The following is a 20,721-nucleotide window of genomic DNA, read 5'->3' as shown; positions in this document are numbered from 1 at the left end:
GATGCGTTCACTGTGCAGCGGGTTCACGGCCCTGATGCTGGCACTCGCCGCCGTCGTCACGGGGCCGGTGGCGACCGCCGGGGCCGGCCAGCAGGCCGGCGGAAGTGGCTGGACCGGGACATGGGCCACGGCTCCGAGCGAGCACTACGAGGTCTCGGGGATGTCCGAGGTGACGGTACGGATGCCGGTGCACACCAGCGTCGGCGGTTCAGCCGTACGCATCCGGCTGACCAACGCCTATGCCACCCAGCCGGTGACGATCGGGCACGCGACCGTCGGGCCGCGCGACGCCGGCTCCGCCGTCACCAGGCCGTTCGAGCTGCGGTTCGGCGGAAAGCGGCAGGTGACCGTCCCGGCGGGCGGGGAAACGGTCAGCGACCCGGTCCGGTTCACCGTGCCCGCCCAGGCCGACCTGGCGGTCAGCCTCTATCTGTCCGGCCAGGTCACGCACATCACCGATCACTGGTGGGCGCAGCAGACCGTGTACTGGACGGACTACGGGGCCGGCGACCACGCCGCCGACACCGCCGGTGACGCCTTCACCTGGACGACCAGCAGCTGGCCGTTCCTCAGCGGCGTCGACGTGACCGCCCCGCGAGCGAGGGCGGTCGTGGCCCTCGGCGACTCGATCACCGACGGGTCCTTCTCGACGGCCGACACCAACCAGCGCTGGCCCGACCTGCTTTCGGCCCGGCTGAACTCCTGCCGGCCCGGCGCCGGGGTGCTCAACGCGGGCATCACCAGCAACCGGATCACCGCCGGGACCGGGACCAACCCGTCGGCACTCGACCGCCTCGAACGGGATGTCCTCTCCCAGCCGGGTGCCAGGGCCCTGATCCTCTTCGAGGGGATCAACGACCTCGGCGGGGCGAGTGCCGAGCAGATCATCGCCGGGATGACGGAGATCGCCGACCGGGCGCACCAGCGAGGCATGCGGGTCGTGGGCGCCACGATCACCCCGTACAAGGACTTCACCTGGGGCGGTTGGACCGAGCAGACGGAGGCGCGGCGACAGCGGGTCAACACGTTCGTCAGAGACTCCGGCGGGGTCTTCGACGACTACGCCGACTTCGACCGGGCGGTGCGCGACCCGGCGGACCCGCAGCGGCTCGGCCAGGCGTACGACTCCGGTGACCATCTGCACCCCGACGACGCCGGCATGAGTGCCTTCGCCGACTCCATCGACCTGACGTCGCTCGGCCTCGGCCGCGGCTGTTCCAGAGGAGGACAGTAGTGCTCGGACTTCGAAGACTCGCGGCGCCGGCCACGGCCATGGCGGCCGTACTGGCCGGGTTGCTGCTTCCGTCGGCCCCACCCGCCGAGGCGGCACAGCGGACGTGGACGGGGACCTGGGCGACCGCCCAGCACGCCGCGTACGACCCTGGCACCTCCGAGGTGACGGTACGGATTCCGGTGCGGGTGAGCGCGGGCGGGTCGAGCGTGCGCATCCGTCTGACCAACGGCTTCACCAGCGAGCCGGTGACGATCGGGCATGCGACCGTCGGGCTTCGTGATGGCGGTTCCGCCGTCGCGAAGCCGCGGAAGCTGCGGTTCGGCGGGAAGAGCGAGGTGACGATCCCGGCCGGCGCGCAGGCGGCCAGCGATCAGGTCCGGCTCACCGTGCCTGCCCGCAGCGACCTGGTGGTCAGCCTCTACTTCCCCGGCAGGCTGACCCACATCAGCCAGCACTGGATGGGCCTCCAGACCGTCTACTGGACGCCCGACGGCGGCGGCGACCACGCCGGGGACGCCGGTGGCGACGCGTTCACCAAGACCGACTCCACCTTCCCGTTCCTCACCGGTGTCGATGTGCGGGGCGGGCCGGCGCGGGGCTCGGTTGTCGCGCTCGGTGACTCCATCACCGACGGGGCCGCCTCGACCTCGGACACCAACCGTCGCTGGCCCGACTATCTGGCGGCCCGGCTGTCGGCCTGCACCACTCCCGCCGGCGTGCTCAACGAGGGCATCAGCGGCAACCGCATCACGGCCGGGACCGACGGCAACCCCTCGGCGCTGGAGCGGCTGGAGCGCGATGTGCTGTCCCAGCCGGGCGCCCGTACGGTGATCCTCTTCGAGGGCGTCAACGACCTCAGCTGGGGCGGCGCCACCGGCGACCAGGTGATCGACGGGATGAAGGAGATCGCGCGCCGGGCCCACGCCCGTGGGCTGCGGGTGATCGGCGCGACCGTGGTCCCGTACCGGGGGTGGGGCGACTGGTGGTCCGAGGCCAAGGAAGCCGACCGGCAGAAGGTCAACACCTTCGTGCGCGACGGGGGCGTCTTCGACGGCTTCGCCGACTTCGACAAGGCGGTCCGGGATCCCGCCGATCCCACCCGCTACGGCGTCGCGTTCGACTCCGGTGACCATCTGCACCCCAACGACACCGGGATGAAGGCGTTCGCCGACGCGGTCGACCTCGCCGGCCTCGGGACGGCCCGCGGCTGCCCTTCGGCCCGGGTCCGGCTCACCCCGTACCACCCGGGCCTGCCGGCCGGCCGCGCCACGGAGATCACCGCGACCGTCACCAACACCGGCCGCAAAGCTGTCACCCGGGTCACCACCGCACTGCGTCTGCCGGCCGGCTGGACCGCCGTAGCGGAGGGGAGGACGAGCGTCGACTCCCTTGCCCCCGGCGGGAGTTCCACCGTCACCTGGCGCGTCACCCCGTCCGCCGACGCGGCCTGGGGTCCGTACGACATCGGGGTACGCACCTCCTACCGGCAGGACGGCCGGACGCGCCACGACACCGACAGCGTGAGCGCCGACGTCACCCCCGTACCGTCCTCCGTCCAGCCCCCGTACCGGACGTTCGCCACCACCGACGACGCCCAATACGCCCAGAACGACGGCCAGTTCGCGATCTGGGCGGGCGGCCAGGACCTGGCCGGCTGGAAGGACGAGAAGGCCGCCATCCATCTGCCGGACGCCGTACCCGCTTCGGGCAGCGTCACCGCCCGCCTCGTCGGCCAAACAGGCGGCGGGCCCTCCGCCAAGGCCGGGATCGCCGTCGCGAACGATCTGACCGCCCCGGAGAAGGGCGGCTACGCCGTGCTCACCATGTCGAGGTCGTACGGCGTGGAGTTCATGACCGACAGCAACGGCGACGGCCGGCTCGACACCTGGGCGGGCGGCGGTTCCTCGTACCACCCGGCCTGGCTGAGACTCACCCGCGACGGCAACGCCTACACCGCGTACGCCAGTACCGACGGCACCGCCTGGCAGCGGATCGGCACCGCGGCCATGTCCTCCGCCACCGACGGGGGCCTCGACGCCGGAATGGTCGCGAGCGCCGTCAACCTCAACTCCCCCGGCCAGAGCACCACAGCCGTCTTCGACTCCTTCTCGACCACCGACTGAGTGACCACCGCTCGCGTGACCATCGACTGAGAGGTTTTTCGTGAACGTCAGCCGTAGGCGCTTCCTGACCACGGCCACTGCTCTCGGCTCAGCAGTGCTCCTGGCTCCACCCGGTGCCGCCCAAGCGATCAGCGGCGGCATCCCCGACTACGCGCCCACCAAGGCGTCCCTCGACACCCACCCCGTACCGCGCTGGTACAAGGACGCCAAGTTCGGCATCTTCGTCCACTGGGGCATCTACTCGGTCCCGGCCGGCTCCGCCCGGCAGATGGCCTCCGAGTGGTACCTCTGGTACCAGAGCTTCAACACCGATCCCACGTGGAAGTACCACCGCGACACCTACGGCCAGGACTTCCTGTACGACGACTTCATCCCCCGGTTCACGGCCGAGAACTACGATCCGGACGCCTGGGTCCGGCTGTTCGAGCAGGCGGGGGCCGAGTACTTCGCGCTGACCAGCAAGCACCATGACGGATTCGCCCTGTGGCCCAGCGAGGTGACGGACCGTCATGCCGGGAAGTACGGTCCGAAGCGCGACCTCGTCGGCGAGCTGATGACGGCCGCCCGCAGGCGCGGCAAGGTACGGCCCGGCCTCTACTACTCGCTCGGCGAGTTCTTCAACCCGTCGATCGGCCGCCCGATGAAGAACTTCTACACCGGTCAAGAGGTCCCGATGACCGGCTACCGGCCGGTCGACGACTACATCGGCGACTACGAACTGAAACAGCTGAACGAGATCATCGACCGCTACGACCCGGAACTGCTGTGGGCGGACGGCCAGTGGTTCCGGCCGCCCGGCGCGCCGCCGTGGCGCAGCGAGGAGCCCATCTCCCACTACTACAACCAGGCCAAGAACCGCAGAAAGCCGAAGGGTGTCGTGGTCAACGACCGCTTCGACACGCACTTCGACTTCGCCACCTACGAGCAGCGCACCAACCCCACGATGGACCCCCAGAAATGGGAGTGCTGCATCACGATGGGCTACTCCTGGGGCTACAACAAGTTCGAGGTGGAGGAGGACTACAAGACCTCCGAGTTCCTCGTCCATCTGCTCGCCGACGTCACCAGCAAGAACGGCAACCTGCTGCTGAACATCGGGCCGAGGCCGGACGGCACCATCCCGGACGTCATGCAGCGGCGGCTGCGGGACATCGGCGCCTGGCTGGACATCAACGGCTCCGCGATCTACGGCTCGACGCCCTGGGTGCGGGCTGAGGAAGAGGGCAGTCCGCTCGGCATCCGGTACACGGTCAGCCCGGGCAAGTTCAACATCATCGTGCTGGGCTCCCCCAGCGGCACCCTCTCCGTACCCGCGGACATCCCCCTGTCCGCGACCTCGCGGATCCGGCTGCTCGGCCACAACGGGTCGCTGAAATGGACTCGTTCGGACGGCAAGGTCCACATCAGCGTCCCCGAGACGCTGCCCAGCGAACTCGCCAACACCTTCACCGTCGACTGGGAGCGACGGTGAACAGTGCGAGCGGCGTGAGCGACGTGAGAACCCGTACGGACACCCTCGGTCCCACCCTCACCGTCACCACCGAACCCACCGAACCGGCCGCCGGCGACACCGTCACCGCCACCGCGCTCGTCGTCAACGACTGCCCGTTCCCACTGCGCGGCGCCGTTCTGTATCTGGTGGACCCGGGCACGACGACCGCCGCGCGCACCATCCCGCTCGGCGAGCTGCGCCGCGGCGCGAAGGTCACCCGTACCTGGCGCACGTCGATGCCGCGCGACGTCGCCGGGGACGTCGCGTTCACCGCGCACCTCCTCTTCGACGTGGACGGACGCAGCGCCGACTGCGCGCGGGCCGCGAAGACCGTCAGCGTGCCCTACGAGCCGAACGGGGTGCGGGAGCCGTACCAGACGTTCGCCACCACCGACGACGCCCAGTTCGGCCAGTACGGCAGCCAGTTGGTGATCTGGTCCGGTGGCGGCGACCTGTCCGGCGGCCGTGACGAGAAGGGCGGCATCGTTCTGCCCGGTTCCGCCTCCGCGTCGAGCGTGGTGCAGGTCAAGACGGTCAGCCTCACGGGGAGCGACAACCCCACCGCCAAGTACGGGATCGCCGTGGCCAACGACCTGACAGCCCCGGAGAAAGGCGGCTACGCCGTGCTCACCATGTCGAAGTCGTACGGCCTGGAGTTCATGACCGACAGCGACGGCGACGGGCACCTCGACACCTGGGCCGGCGGCGGTGCGTCCACCCACCCCGCGTGGCTGCGGCTGGTCCGCTCCGGCACCACCTACACCGCGTACAGCAGCACCAACAACGGCCTCGCCTGGAACGAGATCGCGAGCGTGACCGTGCCCTCCGCGACCGGCGCCCTGGACGCCGGTGTGGTGGCGAGCGCCGTGAACCTCAACTTTCCCGGCACGACGGTCCGGGCCGTGTTCGACCACTTCACCGTGGAGGCGTCATGAGCACCCACCGCACCAAGAACTCCTACCGCCCCGAGGAGGACTTCCTCCCGCCGCCCGTCTCGCTCACCGTCACCCCGCCCGCACCCGAACCGGGCACGACCGTGACCCTGACCGCCACGCTCACCAACACCACCGGGATCCCGCTGCGTGGCACCGTGCTCTACCTCGCCGTGGACGACACCGGGAAACCGGACAACCTGGGCAGCCTCGCCCCCGGACGGTCGGTGACCCGGACCTGGCGGACCCGGCTCGCCGACGACGCCGAGGGCCGGATCGTGTTCACCGCGCACGCCCTCTTCGACGTCCACCGCCACGGCTCCGACTGCACCCGCGCCAGCTCCTCCGTCACGATGCCGTCCCGCTCACTGCCCGGGGCGTTCGACAACGCGGGGATCGCCTCCGACGACGCCCTCACCGTCGCGAACATCGACGGCTCCAACTCCAGTCTGTCCGCCGAGGCGTTGGCGTCGGCGGGACTGACCCCGGGTGCCACGGTCACGTACGACGGGGTGCCGTTCACCTGGCCGGACACCCGGCCCGGGAGCAAGGACAACGCCATCTCCTCCGGCCAGCGCGTGCTGCTGTCCGGCTCCGGTTCCCGGCTGTCCTTCCTCGGCACCAGCACCTGGGGCGAGGGCAGGGGCGACGGCCAGATCGTCTACGCCGACGGCACCGAGCAGGCGTTCTCGGTCGCCGTGCCCGACTGGTACGGGGCGAGTTCCTCCGCCGCGGTGGTGCTGCCCTACCGCCACATCGCCACCGGCCGGGACGACAACCCCGTCAGTCTCTTCACCTTCGGCATCGATCTGGTGGCCGGCAAGGAGCTGCGCTACCTGGTCCTGCCCAAGGTCAGCGACGGCCTCCAGGCGGGCACCCCCGCCCTGCACCTCTTCGCCATGACGATCACGACGAGTGCGTCGACCTCGACGACCAACTGAGCTCTACCGAAAGGACGTTCATGCACGACGACCGAGGCGACCTCGGCATCACAGGTGTCACAGGTGTCACTCGCAGACGTGTCCTCACGGGTACGGTCGCGCTGGGCGGCGCCGCACTGCTGGCCCGTCCGCAGGGCGCGTACGCGGCCGGCGGCGCCCTGTTCGACACCGCTCCCGCCGCAGCCGCGCTGAAGCGGCTGCTTCCCGACCACCACCGGCAGGTCACCCTTCGGGCCGTCGACGACGACACCGACCGCTTCCGGATCACCGGCCGGGCCGGCCGCATCACCGTCGAGGGCACCAGCCCCGCCGTGCTGCTCACCGGCCTGCACACCTACCTGCGGCGGACCGCGCACGCCTCCGTCTCCTGGACCGGCGAGCAGCTGAACCTGCCGCGTACCCTCCCCGCACCCACCGAGGAGATCACGGGAACGGCCGGCGTACCGCACCGCTTCGCCTTCAACGACACCAACGAGGGCTACACCGGCGCCTACCGCGACTGGGACGCCTGGCAGCACGAGCTGGACGTGCTGGCCGTACACGGAGTCAACCGGGTCCTGGTCTACATCGGCGGCGACGCGGTGTACTACGACACCTTCCGCCGCTTCGGCTACTCCGACGCCGAGCTGCGCGCCTGGATCCCGGCCCCCGCCCACCAGCCCTGGTGGCTGCTGCAGAACATGTCCGGCTTCGGCGGGCCGGTCTCCAGGCAGCTCATCGAGCGACGTGCCGCGCTCGCCGAGAAGATCGTCGACCGGATCCGGGACCTGGGTATGACGCCGGTCCTGCCGGGCTACTACGGCAGCGTCCCGGACGGCTTCCCCGCCAAGCACGGCGGAGACGCGGCGGTGGTGGCGCAGGGCAACTGGGGCGCGTTCAAACGCCCCGACTGGCTCGACCCACGCACCTCGGCCTTCGACGAGGTGGCCGCCGCCTTCTACCGGGCCCAGACGGAGCGGTTCGGCGAGAGCACGATGTACAAGATGGACCTGCTGCACGAGGGCGGCAACCCCGGTGACGTGCCGGTGGGCGAGGCCGCCGGGGCCGTCGAGGCAGCGCTGCAGAAGGCCCACCCGGGGGCCGTCTGGGCGATCATCGGCTGGCAGACCAACCCGTCCAGGGCGCTGCTCGACGGCGTCGACAAGAGCCGGATGCTGATCGTGGACGGTCTGTCGGACCGTTACACCACCGTCACCGACCGGGAGAGCGACTGGGGCGGCACCCCGTACGCCTTCGGCAGTATCTGGAACTTCGGCGGCCACACCCCGATGGGTGCCAACGCCCCCGACTGGGTGGAGCAGTACCCCAAGTGGCGTGACAAGGACGGCAGTTCGCTCGCCGGTATCGCGGCGATGCCGGAGGCCGCCGACAACAACGCGCCCGCGCTCGCCCTCCTGACCGACCTGGCGTGGACGCCCGGTGCCATCGACCTGGACGACTGGTTCGCCGCGTACGCCCTCTCCCGCTACGGCGGCCCCGACCGGCATGCCGCCGCGGCCTGGCAGACGATCCGCGACACCGCGTACAACATGTCCCGCGCGGACGCCTGGAGCGAGGCACCCGACGGGCTGTTCGGCGCCCGCCCGAGCCTCACCGCGAACAAGGCCGCCGCCTGGGGCCCCGAGAAGGACCGCTACGACACCACGGTCTTCGACACCGCACTCACCGAACTCCTCGCCGTGCGAACCGAGTTGAGGAACAGCTCGGCCTACCGGTACGACGTCGTCGACGTGGCCCGGCAGGTCCTGTCCAACCGCAGCCGTGTCCTGTTGCCGCAGATCAGGGCCGCGCACGAGGCAGGTGACAGGGCCCTGTTCGGCAAGCTGACCCGGACCTGGCTGGACTGGATGGACCTCCTCGACGATCTGCTGGCGTCCTCCGGCCCGCACCTGCTCGGGCGATGGCTCGCCGACGCACGCTCCTGGGGCGCCGACCGGGCCGAGAAGGACCGCCTGGAGTACGACGTCCGCTCCCTCATCACCACCTGGGGCGGACGCGCCAGCAGCGAGGAAGGGCTGCACGACTACGCGAACCGGGAGTGGGCGGGGCTGGTCGGCGGCCTGTACCGGACCCGCTGGAGGACGTACTTCGACGCGCTCGCCAGGAGTCTCGCCACGGGAGAGGCCCCGGCGACGATCGACTGGTTCACCCTGGAGGACCGCTGGGCGCACGCCCACGAGACGCACCCGACCCAGCCCCACGGCTCCCCTTACGCCCTGGCCCGGCGTGTGCGCGACCTGCTCGCCGCCGCTCCCCATCAGGCGGCCCTCACCGCGGGGGCCGACCGGGGAGCGGTGGCCGAAGGCAGGCCCGCGACGGTGACGGTCACCTTCACCAACAGGAACGGGTTCGCGGCGGCACGCGGCGTGACCCTCTCCGTCACCGCCCCCGAGGGCCTGGCGGTGACGCCGCTCGATCCGGTGCGCACGGCGTCGGTGGCTTCCGGCGAGACGTTCACCGCCCGCTTCGAGGTCTCGCTGGCGGGTGAGCCGACACACCTGGTCGGCCGGGTCGTCGCGGCGGCGGCGTACGCGGGCGGCGGGAAGGCGGTAGCGCCGGTACGGCTGATGGCCGGGGCCGGGGTCGGGGACTCGTACCGCACGGTCTCCTACAACGACGCCGTGTTCGGCCAGGCCGGTGACGAGATCGCCGTCGAGGGCGCCGGGGCCGACCTGTGGGGTGCCACCAACGAGTTCGGGGCGGTGTACCGGGCGGGCGCGTACGGCGCCGCGACGGTGGCCGAGGTGACGGTCACGTCCCAGGACGCGACCGGGGGCTGGGCACGGGCGGGCCTCGTCGTCCGCAACGACCTGGCCACTCAGGGAAGCGCGGGCTATGTGAACCTGGCGGTCACGCCGTCCAACGGCTGCGCGCTGAGCTGGGACGCCGACGGTGACGGCCGCTTCGACTCGATCGCGCTGTCGGGCTCCTTCACCGCGCCGGTGCGGCTGCGGCTGACCAGGTCCGGTGCCGCGTACCTCGGGGAGGTCAGCACGGACGGTGCCACCTGGACGACGGTGGGCACGGCCACACCGGCAGGAGCGGGCGCCGCACAGGACGTCGGGGTCTTCATGACCGCGGCCAACGGCTGGACCGACACACGCGGCATCGCCTCGTTCGAGGGGTTCACGGTGGCTTGATCTCGTTGACCGCACAGGTGTCGGAGTCGCCGTAGCCGTGCGGTGCGCGGAGGCTGACGACGGATTCGGCACCGCCGAGGCCCCCAGCGGGCGCCGGAGGTGTCGAGATTCGGGTCGGTGATGAGATGTCGGCGTGCGCCTTGGCGTACGCCGACCACGAACGGGCGCCGGCAGCCGGCCGGCGCCCGTTCGTGGCCGCGTCGTTCGCTGGGTGGCGTGAACGGACCGTAGCGACCGGAAGTGCGCTCGGGTGAACCGTCAGCCGTGGCCGCCGAGCCCCGCGTCGCGGGCCAGCAGGGCGGCCTGGACGCGGTTCCCGGAGCCCAGAGCGTTGAGGATCCGGCTGACGTGTGCCTTGACGGTGCTTTCGCGCATCCCCAGCGCCGCCGCGATCTCCGCGTTGGAATCACCTTGCGCGAGCCGGGCGAGGACGTCCGTCTCGCGGGGCGTCAGCCTCCCGATGCGGGTGCGCGCCTCGAGTATCCCGGGGCGGGCGGCGCGGTGGAAATGGTCGATCAGGTGACGGGCGGCTGCCGGGTGCAGCATGCCGTGGCCGGCCGCCACGACGTGGACCGCGCGGATGATCTCGCGCGGTTCGGTGTCCTTGAGGAGGAAGCCGTCGGCGCCCGCGGCGAGCGCGTCGTACACGTACTCGTCCAGGTCGAAGGTGGTCAGGGTGATCACTCGCGGCGGGTCCGGGAGCGCGCGCAGCCGGCGGGTCGCGGCGATGCCGTCCATACGGGGCATCCGTACGTCGACCAGGGCGACGTCGACCCGGTGCAGGCTCGCCAGTTCCACTGCGGCCAGACCGTCCGACGCCTCGGCGACGACGGACAGTCCCGGGTCGGTGGACAGCAGATCGACGAGACCGAGCCGGACCAGGGCGTCGTCGTCGACCACCAGAACACTGATCATGAGACCGCCGACGACGGAGGGACGGGGGACGGCGTCGGCAGCCGGGCGGAAAGCCGCCAACCGGCACCGGAGGCACCGGCGTGCAGATGACCGCCGAGTGCCGCGACCCGCTCCGCCAGACCGATCAGGCCGTAGCCGCCCGGGGCCGCGGGGCCTTCGGAGACCGCGGGCCGGCCGGCGGCGCCGTTGACGACTTCCACCGTGGTGACCGGTGGACCGTAGTGGACGCTGACCGCGACGGGTGCGTCATGGGCGTGCCTGCGGGCGTTGGTCAGGGCCTCTCGTACGAGGCGGTGGACCGCCAGCCGGTGACTGGTGGACGTGCTGTCCACATCACCCGACACCACCGACTCGATCACCTGCCCGGCGGCCCTGGCCTCGGCGAGCAGCTCTTCCAGGCCGCCCAGGGCCGGCGCCGGGACGGGTGGCGCGGATTCGGCCCCGTGGGTCCGGTCGGACCGCAGTACCCCCAGCACCTCGCGCAGATCGTCCAGCGCCTGTCCGGCCGTGCCGCGTAACAGAGCCAGTCGTTCCAGACCGGCCGGTGACATCCCCTCCTCGCGCAGCTGAAGCACTCCTGCGTGCAGCGTCAGCAGGCTCAGCCGGTGGGCGAGTACGTCGTGCATCTCACGGGCGATCCGGGCCCGCTCCGCCAACCGTGCCTGCTCGGCGCGCAGTTCGCGCTCCACCCGCAGCTGTTCGACCTGGTCCCGCAGCGCGCCCAGCAGTTTGCGCCGGCTGCCCGCCCACATGCCGAGAGCCAGGGCGAGGGCCACCAGGACGGCGTTGCCGACCCCGGAGCCGGTCCAGGTGCTCAGCCGTCCCCAGGAGAGCGGGCGTCCCAGCGCCAGTGCGAGAGCCAGCCACGGCAGCCCGGCGCCCGCCGCGATCCCCAGGCACACCCACACCGCCCGCAGCCGGCCCCGCGAGGCGAAGTGATAGAGGGTCACCAACAACGGGAACACCGAGCCCAGGGCTACCGCCGCCAAGGCCAGAGCCGCCGCCGTCCGCGGATACCGGTGGCGGCCGAGCGCCCCGGCCGACGCGGCTGCCGCGACCCACGGCGCGGGGTCGGCCAGGGTGTCACCGGCCGAGCGAAAGCCCTCCAGCGTGGACAGCAGGACGAGCAGCACCGCCGCCGGCGCCTCCACCCACAACGGCACCTCGCGCTCCGCACCGGACATCACCTTGCCCATCCTAGGGACGGCCCTGTCCCCGGCGCCTCCGACGAACGGGGATCGCCACCCCCGACTTTCGTCGGGGGCCGTCGCCGCACATCGGCCAATTCCCCGGCCGGAAGCGGCGTCACCCATGTCCTCGACACTTTCCAGCAGCCCCATGGCGCCGACTGCCGCACCGTGCGGCAACGTTCCAGGGTGTACTGTCTGGGCACTCGAAGTAAAAACGTGTGTTCACTGCTGGGCATCGACGCCGGTTGATGGAGCAGGGGCCACGCGCGCGTACGCGGCATCGGACGAGCCGCCACTTCTTCACATCGAAGGAGTGCGCAGTGATTGTCCGCCGCAACGGGGCTGTCAAGAACGCCCCGCCCGAAGCCTCTCGTTCGCCGCGATCCCTCCGCGAAGCGGGGGTAGCCCTCGCTGGGCTGTCAGCGGTGTTTCTGTTCGAGATGCTCGACAACTCGATCCTCATCGTCGCCCTGCCGACCATCGGCCGCGAACTGTCGGCGTCGACGACTGTGCTGCAGTGGGTCACCGGCGTGTACGCCGTCGTGTTCGGCGGGCTGATGCTGGCCCTCGGCGCGCTGGCCGACCGCGTTGGCCGCCGCAGGGTCATGCTGGTCGGGCTGGTGCTGCTGGGTGTGGCAAGTCTGGCGACCGTATTCGTCACCACGGCTGAGCAACTCGTCGCGATACGTGCGGCGATGGGTGTCGCGGCCGCGATGACGACGCCGGGTTCCCTCGCCCTGGCGTTCCGCCTCTTCGACGACGACAGGCTCCGCGTCCGTGCGACGACGTTGATCTCCACCGTCGGCCTGGTCGGACTCGGGACAGGGCCCGTGGCGGGTGGCTTCGCGCTCGCGTTCGCGCCGTGGCAGGCGCTGCTGCTGGTGAACGTACCGATCGCCGCCCTCGCGTTCATCGGTGTTCGACGCGGCATCCCCGCCGACAAGGCGGACGATCTGCACCGCGACCCGATCGATGGCGCGGGTGCCCTGCTCGGCACGGCCACGATCGTGCTCGCGCTGGTCGCACCGACGCTGTTCGTCGACGCGGGCGCCGCATCGCCTCTCCCGTGGCTGACCACGGCAGCGGCCGTCGTGACGGCGGTGCTCTTCGTCGTCCGTGAGCGTTCTGCCCGCCATCCGCTGCTCGACCTCGAACTCGTCGCACGCCCCCTCGTGTCGAGCGGCCTGGCGTTCAAGGCCGCCGCGGGCCTCGCCACCGCCGGCCTTGGCTACCTCGTGACCCTGCAGCTCCAGCTCGACTGGGGCTGGACGCCCGCCCAAGCGGCCATGGGCATGTTGCCGCAGGTCGTCGTGCTCATCGCCGGCGGTGCTCTCATCGGTCCGCTGGTCACGCGCGTCGGTCTCGACAAGGCCGCCTGGCTCAGCGCCGGAGCTGTCGTGTGCGGGCTCGCCGTCTACGCGCTGCTCGGCCGCTTCGGGTACGTGTGGGTCGCCCTCGCGCTCGTGCTCGTCGCCGCCGGTATGCGCGTCGTGGGTGTCGTCGCCGGGACCAATGTGATGCGCGGCCTCCCGGCCGACCGCACCACCATCGGAGCGGCGCTGGTGGACACCGCGAGCGAAGTCACCACAGGAATCGGCATCGCTGTCAGCGGGACCATCCTCGCGGCGCTCTTCACCGGCGACATCGCCACATCGAGCTGGAGCACACACCAGACCACGGAGTTCCGCGAGGCGGCCACCTGGGCCGGCCTGACGCTCACGGTCCTTGCCGCGGCGCTGGTGGGATGGGGCGTCACCCGCGCTTGTCGCGGCGTGGACGGCACGTAGGCGCGAGGAACGAGCTCCTGGCGAGTGGCCCCGCCTTCATGCGCGTCCGGCGCCGGATCACCCCGCCAGGAGCTCCGTTCGGCTTGTTCCAGGATCGGTCGGGAGTCGGCTGCCTACGCCTGCGCCAGGAGTGCTCGTATCTCGGCCGCCGAAGCAGGGCCGGCCTTGAGGGAGAGGAAGTCGGCCGGGGCGGTGCCGGCCGCCAGGGAACCGAACGACCCGATGGGCAACTCCGTGTAGGGAGCGCCGTATGCGGGCGTGCCCGGCGCGAACAGCCTGCCCTGTGCGAGTCGTCCCGCGTCGACGGTGTCGTACCCGAGGGTGTCGAGCAGTTCGGTCACGTGCCGCTTGGCCTCTGCTCTGTCACCGGCAACAGGCAGCGCGGTGCGGTCCCCGGCGCCCGCCGGCCGGCTCAGGACGGCGAGGTGGGTGTGGTGGATGTTGTTGAACGCCTTCACGACATGCGCCGACTCACCCAGGTACTGCTGGAGCAGTTCGCTGCTCGTGGTCGAGCCGTCGTCCAGGACCTCGACCCTGCCGTCGCGCTGCGGAGAGTAGTTGCCGGTGTCTATGACCGTCCTGCCCGCGAGGGACTCTCGCGGCAGCGACTCGTACGCCTTGAGCGGCACGGCCACCACCACCCAGTCGCCTGCCGCCGCAGCCTCCGCCGCGCTCGCCGCCCGGGCCCGGGGGCCGAGTTCCGCGACCAGGTCGACCAGCGTCTCGGGGCCTCGCGAGTTGCTGAGCACGATCTCGAGTCCGCCGTCCACGGCCAGCCGCGCGAGAGTGCCGCCGATCCGTCCACTGCCGATGATTCCCAAAGTAGCCACGCCGGGCCAACCTCTGCGGATCTGCGCGTATTCCGTCGGCGCTCTGCCGCCGACGGAATCGAGGCGGCTGGAGTGAGAGGGCTTCGAGGCGTGGACCGACTCGGAGTGCCGGACCGGCCGGTGCTCGGGCCTGCTCGGGTTCACGAGCGGCATGGGCGCGCCGCAACTCTCGGGCATCCAAGACCGACCGGCAAATGGGGGGTGGGAGAAGGAGCGGGGCTGGGTGCGTGCGGCTGCAAGGCGGAGGATTGAGGCATGGCGGAGCCATGGTGATTGACGACAACGCCGCAGATGCGCGTGCCCAGCCCCGCGACGCCGCCCCCCATTTGCCGGTCGGTCTAAGGCAGGTTCATCGAAGAAGGCGCCGGAAAGGACCAGTGGTCGGATCTGCTCGCGTGCGGTCGCTTCAGCGCTCATCTCAGTCGGCTGCGTACGTTGCCTTTCCCGCGGTCTTCTCCGCCGTCTTCTCGGCGGTCTTTTCCGCGAGGTACGAGGACTCGATCGCGTCCAGGTCTCCGCGCAGTTCCTTCGGGGTGCCCGTCATGGTGATGCGACCTCGGTGCAGGACGTACACGCGGTCCGCGATGTCCAGCGCCTTGCGCACGTGCTGTTCGACCAGCAGTGCGCCCAGGCCGTGGTCGGCCGCCTCGCGGACCGCGCGCAGGAGGCGGTCGACCACGAGGGGGGCGAGGCCGAGTGACAGTTCGTCCGCGAGGAGCAGTTTGGGCGCCCTGCACAGGGCGCGGGCCAGCGACAGCATCTGCTGCTCGCCGCCGGACAGCATGCCCCCGCCGACGTTCAGGCGTTTCTCGAGTTCCGGGAAGAGCTCGACGGCCCGGTCCGGCGACACCCGACCGACCCGTAGGTTGTCGGTCGTGTCGAGCCGGGTGAAGACGGCCCGTTCACCGACGTAGGCGAGGCCCTCGCGGGCGCGCCGGTGCAGGGGCGCGTGGCCGGGGGTGCCCAGCCAGCTCACCTCTCCGCTCATCGGGGCCAGGTCGCCGGACAGCGCCCTGAGTGTCGTGGTCTTGCCCGCGCCGTTGGGACCGAGCAGAGCGACGACCTCACCGGGACGGACCTCTATGTCGAGGTCGCGTACGACAGGTCGGGTGCCGTATCCGGCGGACAGGGCGCGGGTCGCGATCAGGGGCGCGTCGATGTCGTGCACGGGCTGTCTCCTCAGCGTGCTGAACTGGATCGGCCCGATCAGCCCGACGACATGGCTGTCAGCATCTTGCGGACGTCGACGAAGGTCGATCCGGGCTTGGCCCACTCGATCCCGCCGTCACGGATGGTCAGTTCGGTGGCCGTGGTGTTGTGGATGCGGTCGAGGCCCTTGATGGGCAGGGCCGTCGACGTCTTCCAGGTCAGTGGCGGGGTCAGGCCGCCGGTGTCGATGCCCGAGGTGGTGTCGAGCTCCTGCACCAGCGCCTTGGCCGAGATGGCCGGGAGCTTCTTGACCGCCTCGGTGAAGACCTTGAACGCCACCCAGGTCGTGCCGTTGGCGCCGTTGGTGGGGTCGATGTCCTTGTCGCCCTTGGTGGCCGCGAGGAAGTCCTTCCAGGCGGGGTCGGAAGTCGGCGGGTAGTAGCCGGTGATCGCGGAGCCCTCCAGCGGGCTGCCGGCACCGCCGGTGCTCTCGGCAAGTTGCGGGGTGAGGTTTCCGACGACGCTGGCGAGCTTCGTCTTGGCGCCGGACTGCACGTACGACTTCACGAACAGGCCAGAGGCGGTACCCATGATGACGCTCACGCAGTCGCTGCCCTTGGTGGCGGCGGCGACTTGCGGAGCGAGGTCGGTGGCGGTGAGCGGCACCTTGATGTCCTTGGGCGCCGACCCTCCGGCGGAGACCGCTCCGAGGGTGAGGAACTGCGAGACGACGGCTGCGGCGGCCACGTCGTAGCGCACGCCGGAGATCTTCTTGCAGCCGTCCTGTACCAGTTGCTGCCCGTGTGCCGCGAACACCACCGGGGTGCCGCCGTTCACCGGGAAAGACAGCGGGTTGGAGAACTCCGCGGCCGAGACGCCGGTTCCGCCGAGGTAGGGGATGCCGGCCTTCTGCAGGATGGGCATGTAGCGGTCACCCGCGAGGCTGTACGAGCCGACGACCGCGACCACCTTCTCGGCGACCGCCTGCTGGGCGCACTTCTCGGCCTCGTTGGGGTCGCCCTTCTCGTTGCAGGTGAGCACCTTCAACGGGCCGCCCTTGATCCCGCCGTTGGCGTTGATCCACTTCTCGTAGGCCTGGGCGGTGAGCCGGACTCCGGGCTGGGCGCTGCCCTGGATGTCCTCCGGCGCCCAGACCATCACCTTGACCGGTGCGCCCTTCAGGGCGGTGCTCTCCGTTGAGCTGCTGGAGGCCTCTCCGCCGCAGCCCGCGGCGAGCAGGGTTCCGGCCACCGCGAGACAGCTCGCTGCGGCTGTTCTGCGTCTGCGTGCGTCGTTCATGGTTCCTCCGCGGTGCTCGTCGTCGAGATGCGAACAGCATGGGGTGCGTTTTCGAGTTAGTGAAGTACTCTCGGCACAATTATTTAACTGAATGTGCTGTCTCGTTCCACTCTCGTCCTGACTCTGGGAGGTTCCCCGATGGACGACATCCTCAGGTTCGCGCTGCTCGGTCTGGGTCTGGGCGCGCTCTACACGCTCACCGCGCACGGCATCGTGCTGGTCTACCGGGGCTCCGGCGTCCTCAACTTCGCGCACGGCGCGATCGGGATGGCCGGTGCATACGTCCAGTGGGAACTGGCCGTTCAGCACGGCGTGCCGTACTGGCCGGCCGTCGTCTGCGGGGTGCTCGCCTCCGCGCTGCTGGGGGTGCTCACCCATCTGCTGGTGCTCCGCCCGCTGCGCCGGGCGTCCACGCTGGCCCGGCTCGTCGGCACCCTGGCGGTGTTCATCGTGCTCACCGCGATCGCGGTCAAGCGCTACGGCGACAGCCTGCAGTTGGTGCCGGGCAAGCTGCCCACCAAGCTGCTGACGATCGCCGGGGCCACGGTGACCGAGGACCGGGTCTGGCTGCTCGCCATCGCGGTCGCCGTGACCGCGCTCCTCCATCTCCTCTACAAGCACACCCTGTTCGGCCTGGGCACCACCGCGGTCGCGGAGAACGAGGGCGCCGCCGCCTCGCTCGGCTGGTCCCCGGACCTGATCGCCACCGGCAACTGGGCGCTGGGCTCGGCGCTCGCGGGACTGACGGGCATCCTGATCGTGCCGGTCATCGGTCTGTCGGTGACCGGTCTGACCACCCTTCTGCTGAGCGCGCTGGCCGCCGCCCTGGTCGGCAGGTTCTCCTCGTTCCCCGTCACTCTGGCGGGCGGCCTCGTCATCGGTGTCGTCCAGTCCGAGCTGACCCGCTTCGGCTCCGACGTCACCGGGCTCGCCTCGTCGGTGCCGTTCCTCTTCATCGCGCTGGTGCTGGTCGCCCGCGGCAGGGCGCTGCCGTTGCGCGGCACGTTCCTGGACCGGTTGCCCGCTCTCGGCTCCGGCCGGGTACGCCCGGCGCCGCTGGCTCTCGCCGTCGCCGTGGGGCTGCTGCTGGTGAGCCTGTCTACTCCGCTGTGGGCCGACGCGATCACCACCACCCTGGTGATGGCGTTGATCATCCTGTCGATCGTCGTGGTCACCGGTTACGCGGGGCAGGTCTCCCTCGCCGCCTACGCCCTCGCCGGGACCGGCGCGTTCATCGCCGGGCACGCGGCGGCCGACTGGGGCTGGCCCTTCGAACTCGCCCTGTTGGCAGGTGTGTTGGGCACGGTGCCGATCGGCCTTCTGTTCGCGCTCCCGGCGGTCCGCACCCGCGGCGTCAACCTCGCCATCATCACGCTCGGGCTCGGCACCACCCTGGAGGCGATGGTCTTCCAGAACACCGACCTGTCGACGACGCCCGGCAGCGACGGCATCTCCGTGGGCAAGCAGACCCTCTTCGGCATCAGCATCTCGGGGGTCGACCATCCACAGCGGTACGCCGGCGTGGTGCTCGTGATGTTCGTCGCCGCCACGCTCGTGGTCGCCAACGTGCGGCGCAGCCGAACCGGTCGCCGCCTGATCGCCGTACGGGCGAACGAGCGTGCCGCCGCAGCCCTCGGCATCGACGTCCGCGCGGCCAAGCTCTACGCCTTCGGCCTGTCGGCTGCCATCGCCGCGCTCGCCGGAGTCCTCACCGGCTTCCGCTCGACCTCCGTGGTCTTCTCCGACTTCGCCAGCTTCGAGTCCATCACCGCACTGGGGCTCGCGGTCATCGGCGGGGTCGGCTTCCTCGTCGGCCCGCTGTTCGGCGCGACCTTCGCGGCGGGCACGGTGGGTGCCCGCTTCGGGGACCTGGTGCTGCCCGGCCTGAGCGAGTGGATGCCGCTGATCGGCGGGCTCATCCTGGTGCTGACGCTGGTGGGCAACCAGGACGGTATCGGCAGGGAGCTCGGCAGACAGGCGGCGGGCGTGCAACGCAGGCTGTCCGCCAGGCGCGGTGCGAGCGTGCCGGAGACCGCACGCGGGGAGGCGGTGGAAGCGGTGCGCCGCGCGACGCCACTCCCCCTCCACGTGCGGGATCTGACCGTGCGATACGGCGGTGTCGTCGCCGTCGACGGGCTCTCGCTGGACGTGGAGCCGGGCCGGGTCGTCGGTCTCATCGGGCCCAACGGTGCCGGCAAGACCTCCGCGATCGACGCCGTCACCGGCTTCACCCGGGCCGCGTCCGGCAGTGTGCGCCTCGGCGACCGGGACGCTACCCGCCTGCCGGTGCACCGACGGGCCGCCGCCGGGCTCAGCCGGTCCTTCCAGTCGCTGGAGCTGTTCGAGGACATGACCGTCCTGGACAACCTGTACGCGGCCTGCGACCGGCCCGGCCGGTGGACGTACCTCACGGACCTGATCCGCCCCGGCAGCCGTCCGCTGCCCGCCCATGTGCTGGTCGCCGTACGGGAGTTCGGCCTCCAGGAGAGCCTGGACCGGCCGGTGGGCGACCTGTCGTACGGGGAGCGGCGGCTGCTGGCCATCGCCCGCGCGGTGGCCGCCTCGCCGTCCGTGCTGCTCCTCGACGAACCTGCGGCGGGGCTGTCGGACGACGAGACACGGGAGCTGGCCCACCTGGTGCGGCGGCTCGCCGAGGACTGGGGAATGGGGGTGCTGCTCGTCGAGCACGACGTCGACATGGTGATGAGCGTCTGCGACCAGGTCGTCGTCCTGGACTTCGGACGCCGGATCTGCGCCGGTACGCCGGAGGAGGTGCGCCGCGATCCGGCGGTACGGGCGGCCTACCTGGGCGCTCTGGAGCCGGAGACGTCGGCCTGAAACGGATCGGAGGCGCTTCCCCGGTACGGGAAGCGCCTCCGGCCTCGCTGCTTCAGGCGTCGCGCAGATCCGCGACGTACGGCTGATGCGACAGCAGCCCGCCGTCCACGCGCAGGGTGTGGCCGGTGATGAAGGCTGACTCGTCGGAGGCGAGGAAGACGACCGCCGAGGCGACGTCCTCCGGGAGCCCCAGGCGCGGTGTGAGGTGATGGCGCAGCATCGCCTCCCGGATCGCCCCGTGTGCCGAGCCGGAGCTGGCCGGTGTGACGATGAATCCCGGGGCGATGGCGTTGCAGCGCACGCCCTGTTTGCCGTACTGGGTGGCGACGTACTGCGTGAGGTTGATGAGGGCGGCCTTGGAGGCGCCGTAGGCGGGGTTGCGCAGATCGCCCGCGAGGCCGGCCCCGGACGAGGTGTTGATGATGGAGCCCCCGCCCCGCGCGATCATGTGCGGTACGGCGGCCTGGACGGCGACCATGGTTCCGCGCAGGTTGATGCGCATGGTGTCGTCCCAGACCGCCGGGTCGGCGTCCAGGACGGCCAGGTCCTGGCGGGCGGCGAGGTGGGTGGCCGCCGCGTTGTTGTGCAGGACGTCGAGGCCGCCGTATGTCTCGACCGTCGCGGCCACCATGGCTCGTACGCTCGCCACGTCACCCAGGTCGACCGGGACCGCCGTCGCGGAGCCGTCGGCGGTGCGGATCTCCTCCGTCACCGCCTTGGCGCCGTCGAGGTTCAGGTCGGCGACCACCGTGTGCGCGCCCTCTGCCGCCAGGCGCCGGGCGGTGGCCGCGCCGATGCCGGACGCGGCGCCGGTGACGATCGCGATCTTGCCGTCGAGTCGTCCCATGACC

The 20,721-nt window shown here is 71.0% G+C and carries 14 protein-coding genes; 8 read left to right on the top strand and 6 right to left on the bottom strand.

Annotation, left to right across the window (positions count from 1 at the left end):
* Window position 1: 1 nt before the first annotated feature.
* The 6 genes from ACW4TU_RS44160 to ACW4TU_RS44135 are packed head-to-tail and all read left to right on the top strand — an operon-like array spanning window position 2 to window position 9,862.
* Window positions 2–1,234, top strand: coding sequence for an SGNH/GDSL hydrolase family protein (locus ACW4TU_RS44160; RefSeq protein WP_457423057.1), 1,233 nt, complete (start codon window positions 2–4; stop codon window positions 1,232–1,234).
* Window positions 1,234–3,357 carry a GDSL-type esterase/lipase family protein gene (locus tag ACW4TU_RS44155; RefSeq protein ID WP_457423055.1) on the top strand — a complete coding sequence of 708 codons (2,124 nt, stop codon included), beginning with the start codon at window positions 1,234–1,236 and terminating at the stop codon, window positions 3,355–3,357. Before ACW4TU_RS44160 ends, ACW4TU_RS44155 begins: the two co-directional genes overlap by 1 nt.
* A 40-nt stretch (window positions 3,358–3,397) precedes the next feature.
* Window positions 3,398–4,828: an alpha-L-fucosidase gene (locus ACW4TU_RS44150; protein ID WP_457423053.1), complete on the top strand. Its 1,431-nt coding sequence runs from the start codon at window positions 3,398–3,400 to the stop codon at window positions 4,826–4,828.
* Between the two features lie 14 nt (window positions 4,829–4,842).
* Window positions 4,843–5,784 carry a hypothetical protein gene (locus tag ACW4TU_RS44145; RefSeq protein ID WP_457423051.1) on the top strand — a complete coding sequence of 314 codons (942 nt, stop codon included), beginning with the start codon at window positions 4,843–4,845 and terminating at the stop codon, window positions 5,782–5,784.
* Complete coding sequence (locus tag ACW4TU_RS44140; protein WP_457423049.1) at window positions 5,781–6,722, top strand: beta-glucosidase; 942 nt, start codon at window positions 5,781–5,783, stop codon at window positions 6,720–6,722. Before ACW4TU_RS44145 ends, ACW4TU_RS44140 begins: the two co-directional genes overlap by 4 nt.
* Window positions 6,723–6,742: 20 nt before the next feature.
* Window positions 6,743–9,862 (top strand): alpha-N-acetylglucosaminidase, encoded by a 3,120-nt coding sequence (locus ACW4TU_RS44135; protein ID WP_457423047.1) that lies wholly within the window; start codon window positions 6,743–6,745, stop codon window positions 9,860–9,862.
* Between the two features lie 258 nt (window positions 9,863–10,120).
* Here the strand turns inward: ACW4TU_RS44135 and ACW4TU_RS44130 are convergent, their stop codons facing one another.
* Both ACW4TU_RS44130 and ACW4TU_RS44125 read right to left on the bottom strand, forming a co-directional pair.
* On the bottom strand, window positions 10,121–10,777 hold the full coding sequence (locus tag ACW4TU_RS44130) for a response regulator (protein ID WP_457423045.1): 657 nt from the start codon (window positions 10,775–10,777) through the stop codon (window positions 10,121–10,123).
* The gene (locus tag ACW4TU_RS44125) at window positions 10,774–11,961 is read right to left on the bottom strand and encodes a sensor histidine kinase (protein ID WP_457430603.1); all 1,188 of its coding nucleotides are present in this window, start codon (window positions 11,959–11,961) and stop codon (window positions 10,774–10,776) included. Before ACW4TU_RS44125 ends, ACW4TU_RS44130 begins: the two co-directional genes overlap by 4 nt.
* A 431-nt stretch (window positions 11,962–12,392) precedes the next feature.
* Between ACW4TU_RS44125 and ACW4TU_RS44120 the strand changes: the two genes are divergently transcribed.
* Window positions 12,393–13,754, top strand: a complete 1,362-nt coding sequence (locus ACW4TU_RS44120; RefSeq protein ID WP_457423043.1) for an MFS transporter — start codon at window positions 12,393–12,395, stop codon at window positions 13,752–13,754.
* A gap of 113 nt (window positions 13,755–13,867) precedes the next feature.
* On the opposite strand, the gene ACW4TU_RS44115 is transcribed toward ACW4TU_RS44120, so the two are convergent.
* From ACW4TU_RS44115 to ACW4TU_RS44105, 3 genes are all read right to left on the bottom strand, one after another.
* The gene (locus ACW4TU_RS44115) at window positions 13,868–14,584 is read right to left on the bottom strand and encodes an NADPH-dependent F420 reductase (protein WP_457423041.1); all 717 of its coding nucleotides are present in this window, start codon (window positions 14,582–14,584) and stop codon (window positions 13,868–13,870) included.
* Between the two features lie 418 nt (window positions 14,585–15,002).
* The gene (locus tag ACW4TU_RS44110) at window positions 15,003–15,752 is read right to left on the bottom strand and encodes an ABC transporter ATP-binding protein (RefSeq protein WP_457423039.1); all 750 of its coding nucleotides are present in this window, start codon (window positions 15,750–15,752) and stop codon (window positions 15,003–15,005) included.
* A 38-nt stretch (window positions 15,753–15,790) separates the two neighbouring features.
* Entirely contained in the window at window positions 15,791–17,032 is a 1,242-nt protein-coding gene (locus ACW4TU_RS44105; protein WP_457423037.1) for an ABC transporter substrate-binding protein, read from the bottom strand.
* A gap of 138 nt (window positions 17,033–17,170) precedes the next feature.
* Between ACW4TU_RS44105 and ACW4TU_RS44100 the strand changes: the two genes are divergently transcribed.
* The gene (locus ACW4TU_RS44100; RefSeq protein WP_457423035.1) at window positions 17,171–19,870 is read left to right on the top strand and encodes an ABC transporter permease subunit; all 2,700 of its coding nucleotides are present in this window, start codon (window positions 17,171–17,173) and stop codon (window positions 19,868–19,870) included.
* Between the two features lie 52 nt (window positions 19,871–19,922).
* Here ACW4TU_RS44100 and ACW4TU_RS44095 read toward each other — a convergent pair whose 3' ends face one another.
* Entirely contained in the window at window positions 19,923–20,717 is a 795-nt protein-coding gene (locus ACW4TU_RS44095; RefSeq protein ID WP_457423033.1) for an SDR family NAD(P)-dependent oxidoreductase, read from the bottom strand.
* Between the last annotated feature and the right edge of the window lie 4 nt (window positions 20,718–20,721).

The organism is Streptomyces kryoterrae, assembly GCF_054072135.1.
This window is presented reverse-complemented; position numbering and strand designations above follow the sequence as displayed.

Coding starts and splice junctions, on each gene's coding strand:
- ACW4TU_RS44100 (WP_457423035.1), top strand. CDS start 17,171: ATGGACGACATCCTCAGGTTCGCGCTGCTCGGTCTGGGTCTGGGCGCG.
- ACW4TU_RS44130 (WP_457423045.1), bottom strand. CDS start 10,777: ATGATCAGTGTTCTGGTGGTCGACGACGACGCCCTGGTCCGGCTCGGT.
- ACW4TU_RS44160 (WP_457423057.1), top strand. CDS start 2: ATGCGTTCACTGTGCAGCGGGTTCACGGCCCTGATGCTGGCACTCGCC.
- ACW4TU_RS44095 (WP_457423033.1), bottom strand. CDS start 20,717: ATGGGACGACTCGACGGCAAGATCGCGATCGTCACCGGCGCCGCGTCC.
- ACW4TU_RS44140 (WP_457423049.1), top strand. CDS start 5,781: ATGAGCACCCACCGCACCAAGAACTCCTACCGCCCCGAGGAGGACTTC.
- ACW4TU_RS44135 (WP_457423047.1), top strand. CDS start 6,743: ATGCACGACGACCGAGGCGACCTCGGCATCACAGGTGTCACAGGTGTC.
- ACW4TU_RS44125 (WP_457430603.1), bottom strand. CDS start 11,961: ATGTCCGGTGCGGAGCGCGAGGTGCCGTTGTGGGTGGAGGCGCCGGCG.
- ACW4TU_RS44105 (WP_457423037.1), bottom strand. CDS start 17,032: ATGAACGACGCACGCAGACGCAGAACAGCCGCAGCGAGCTGTCTCGCG.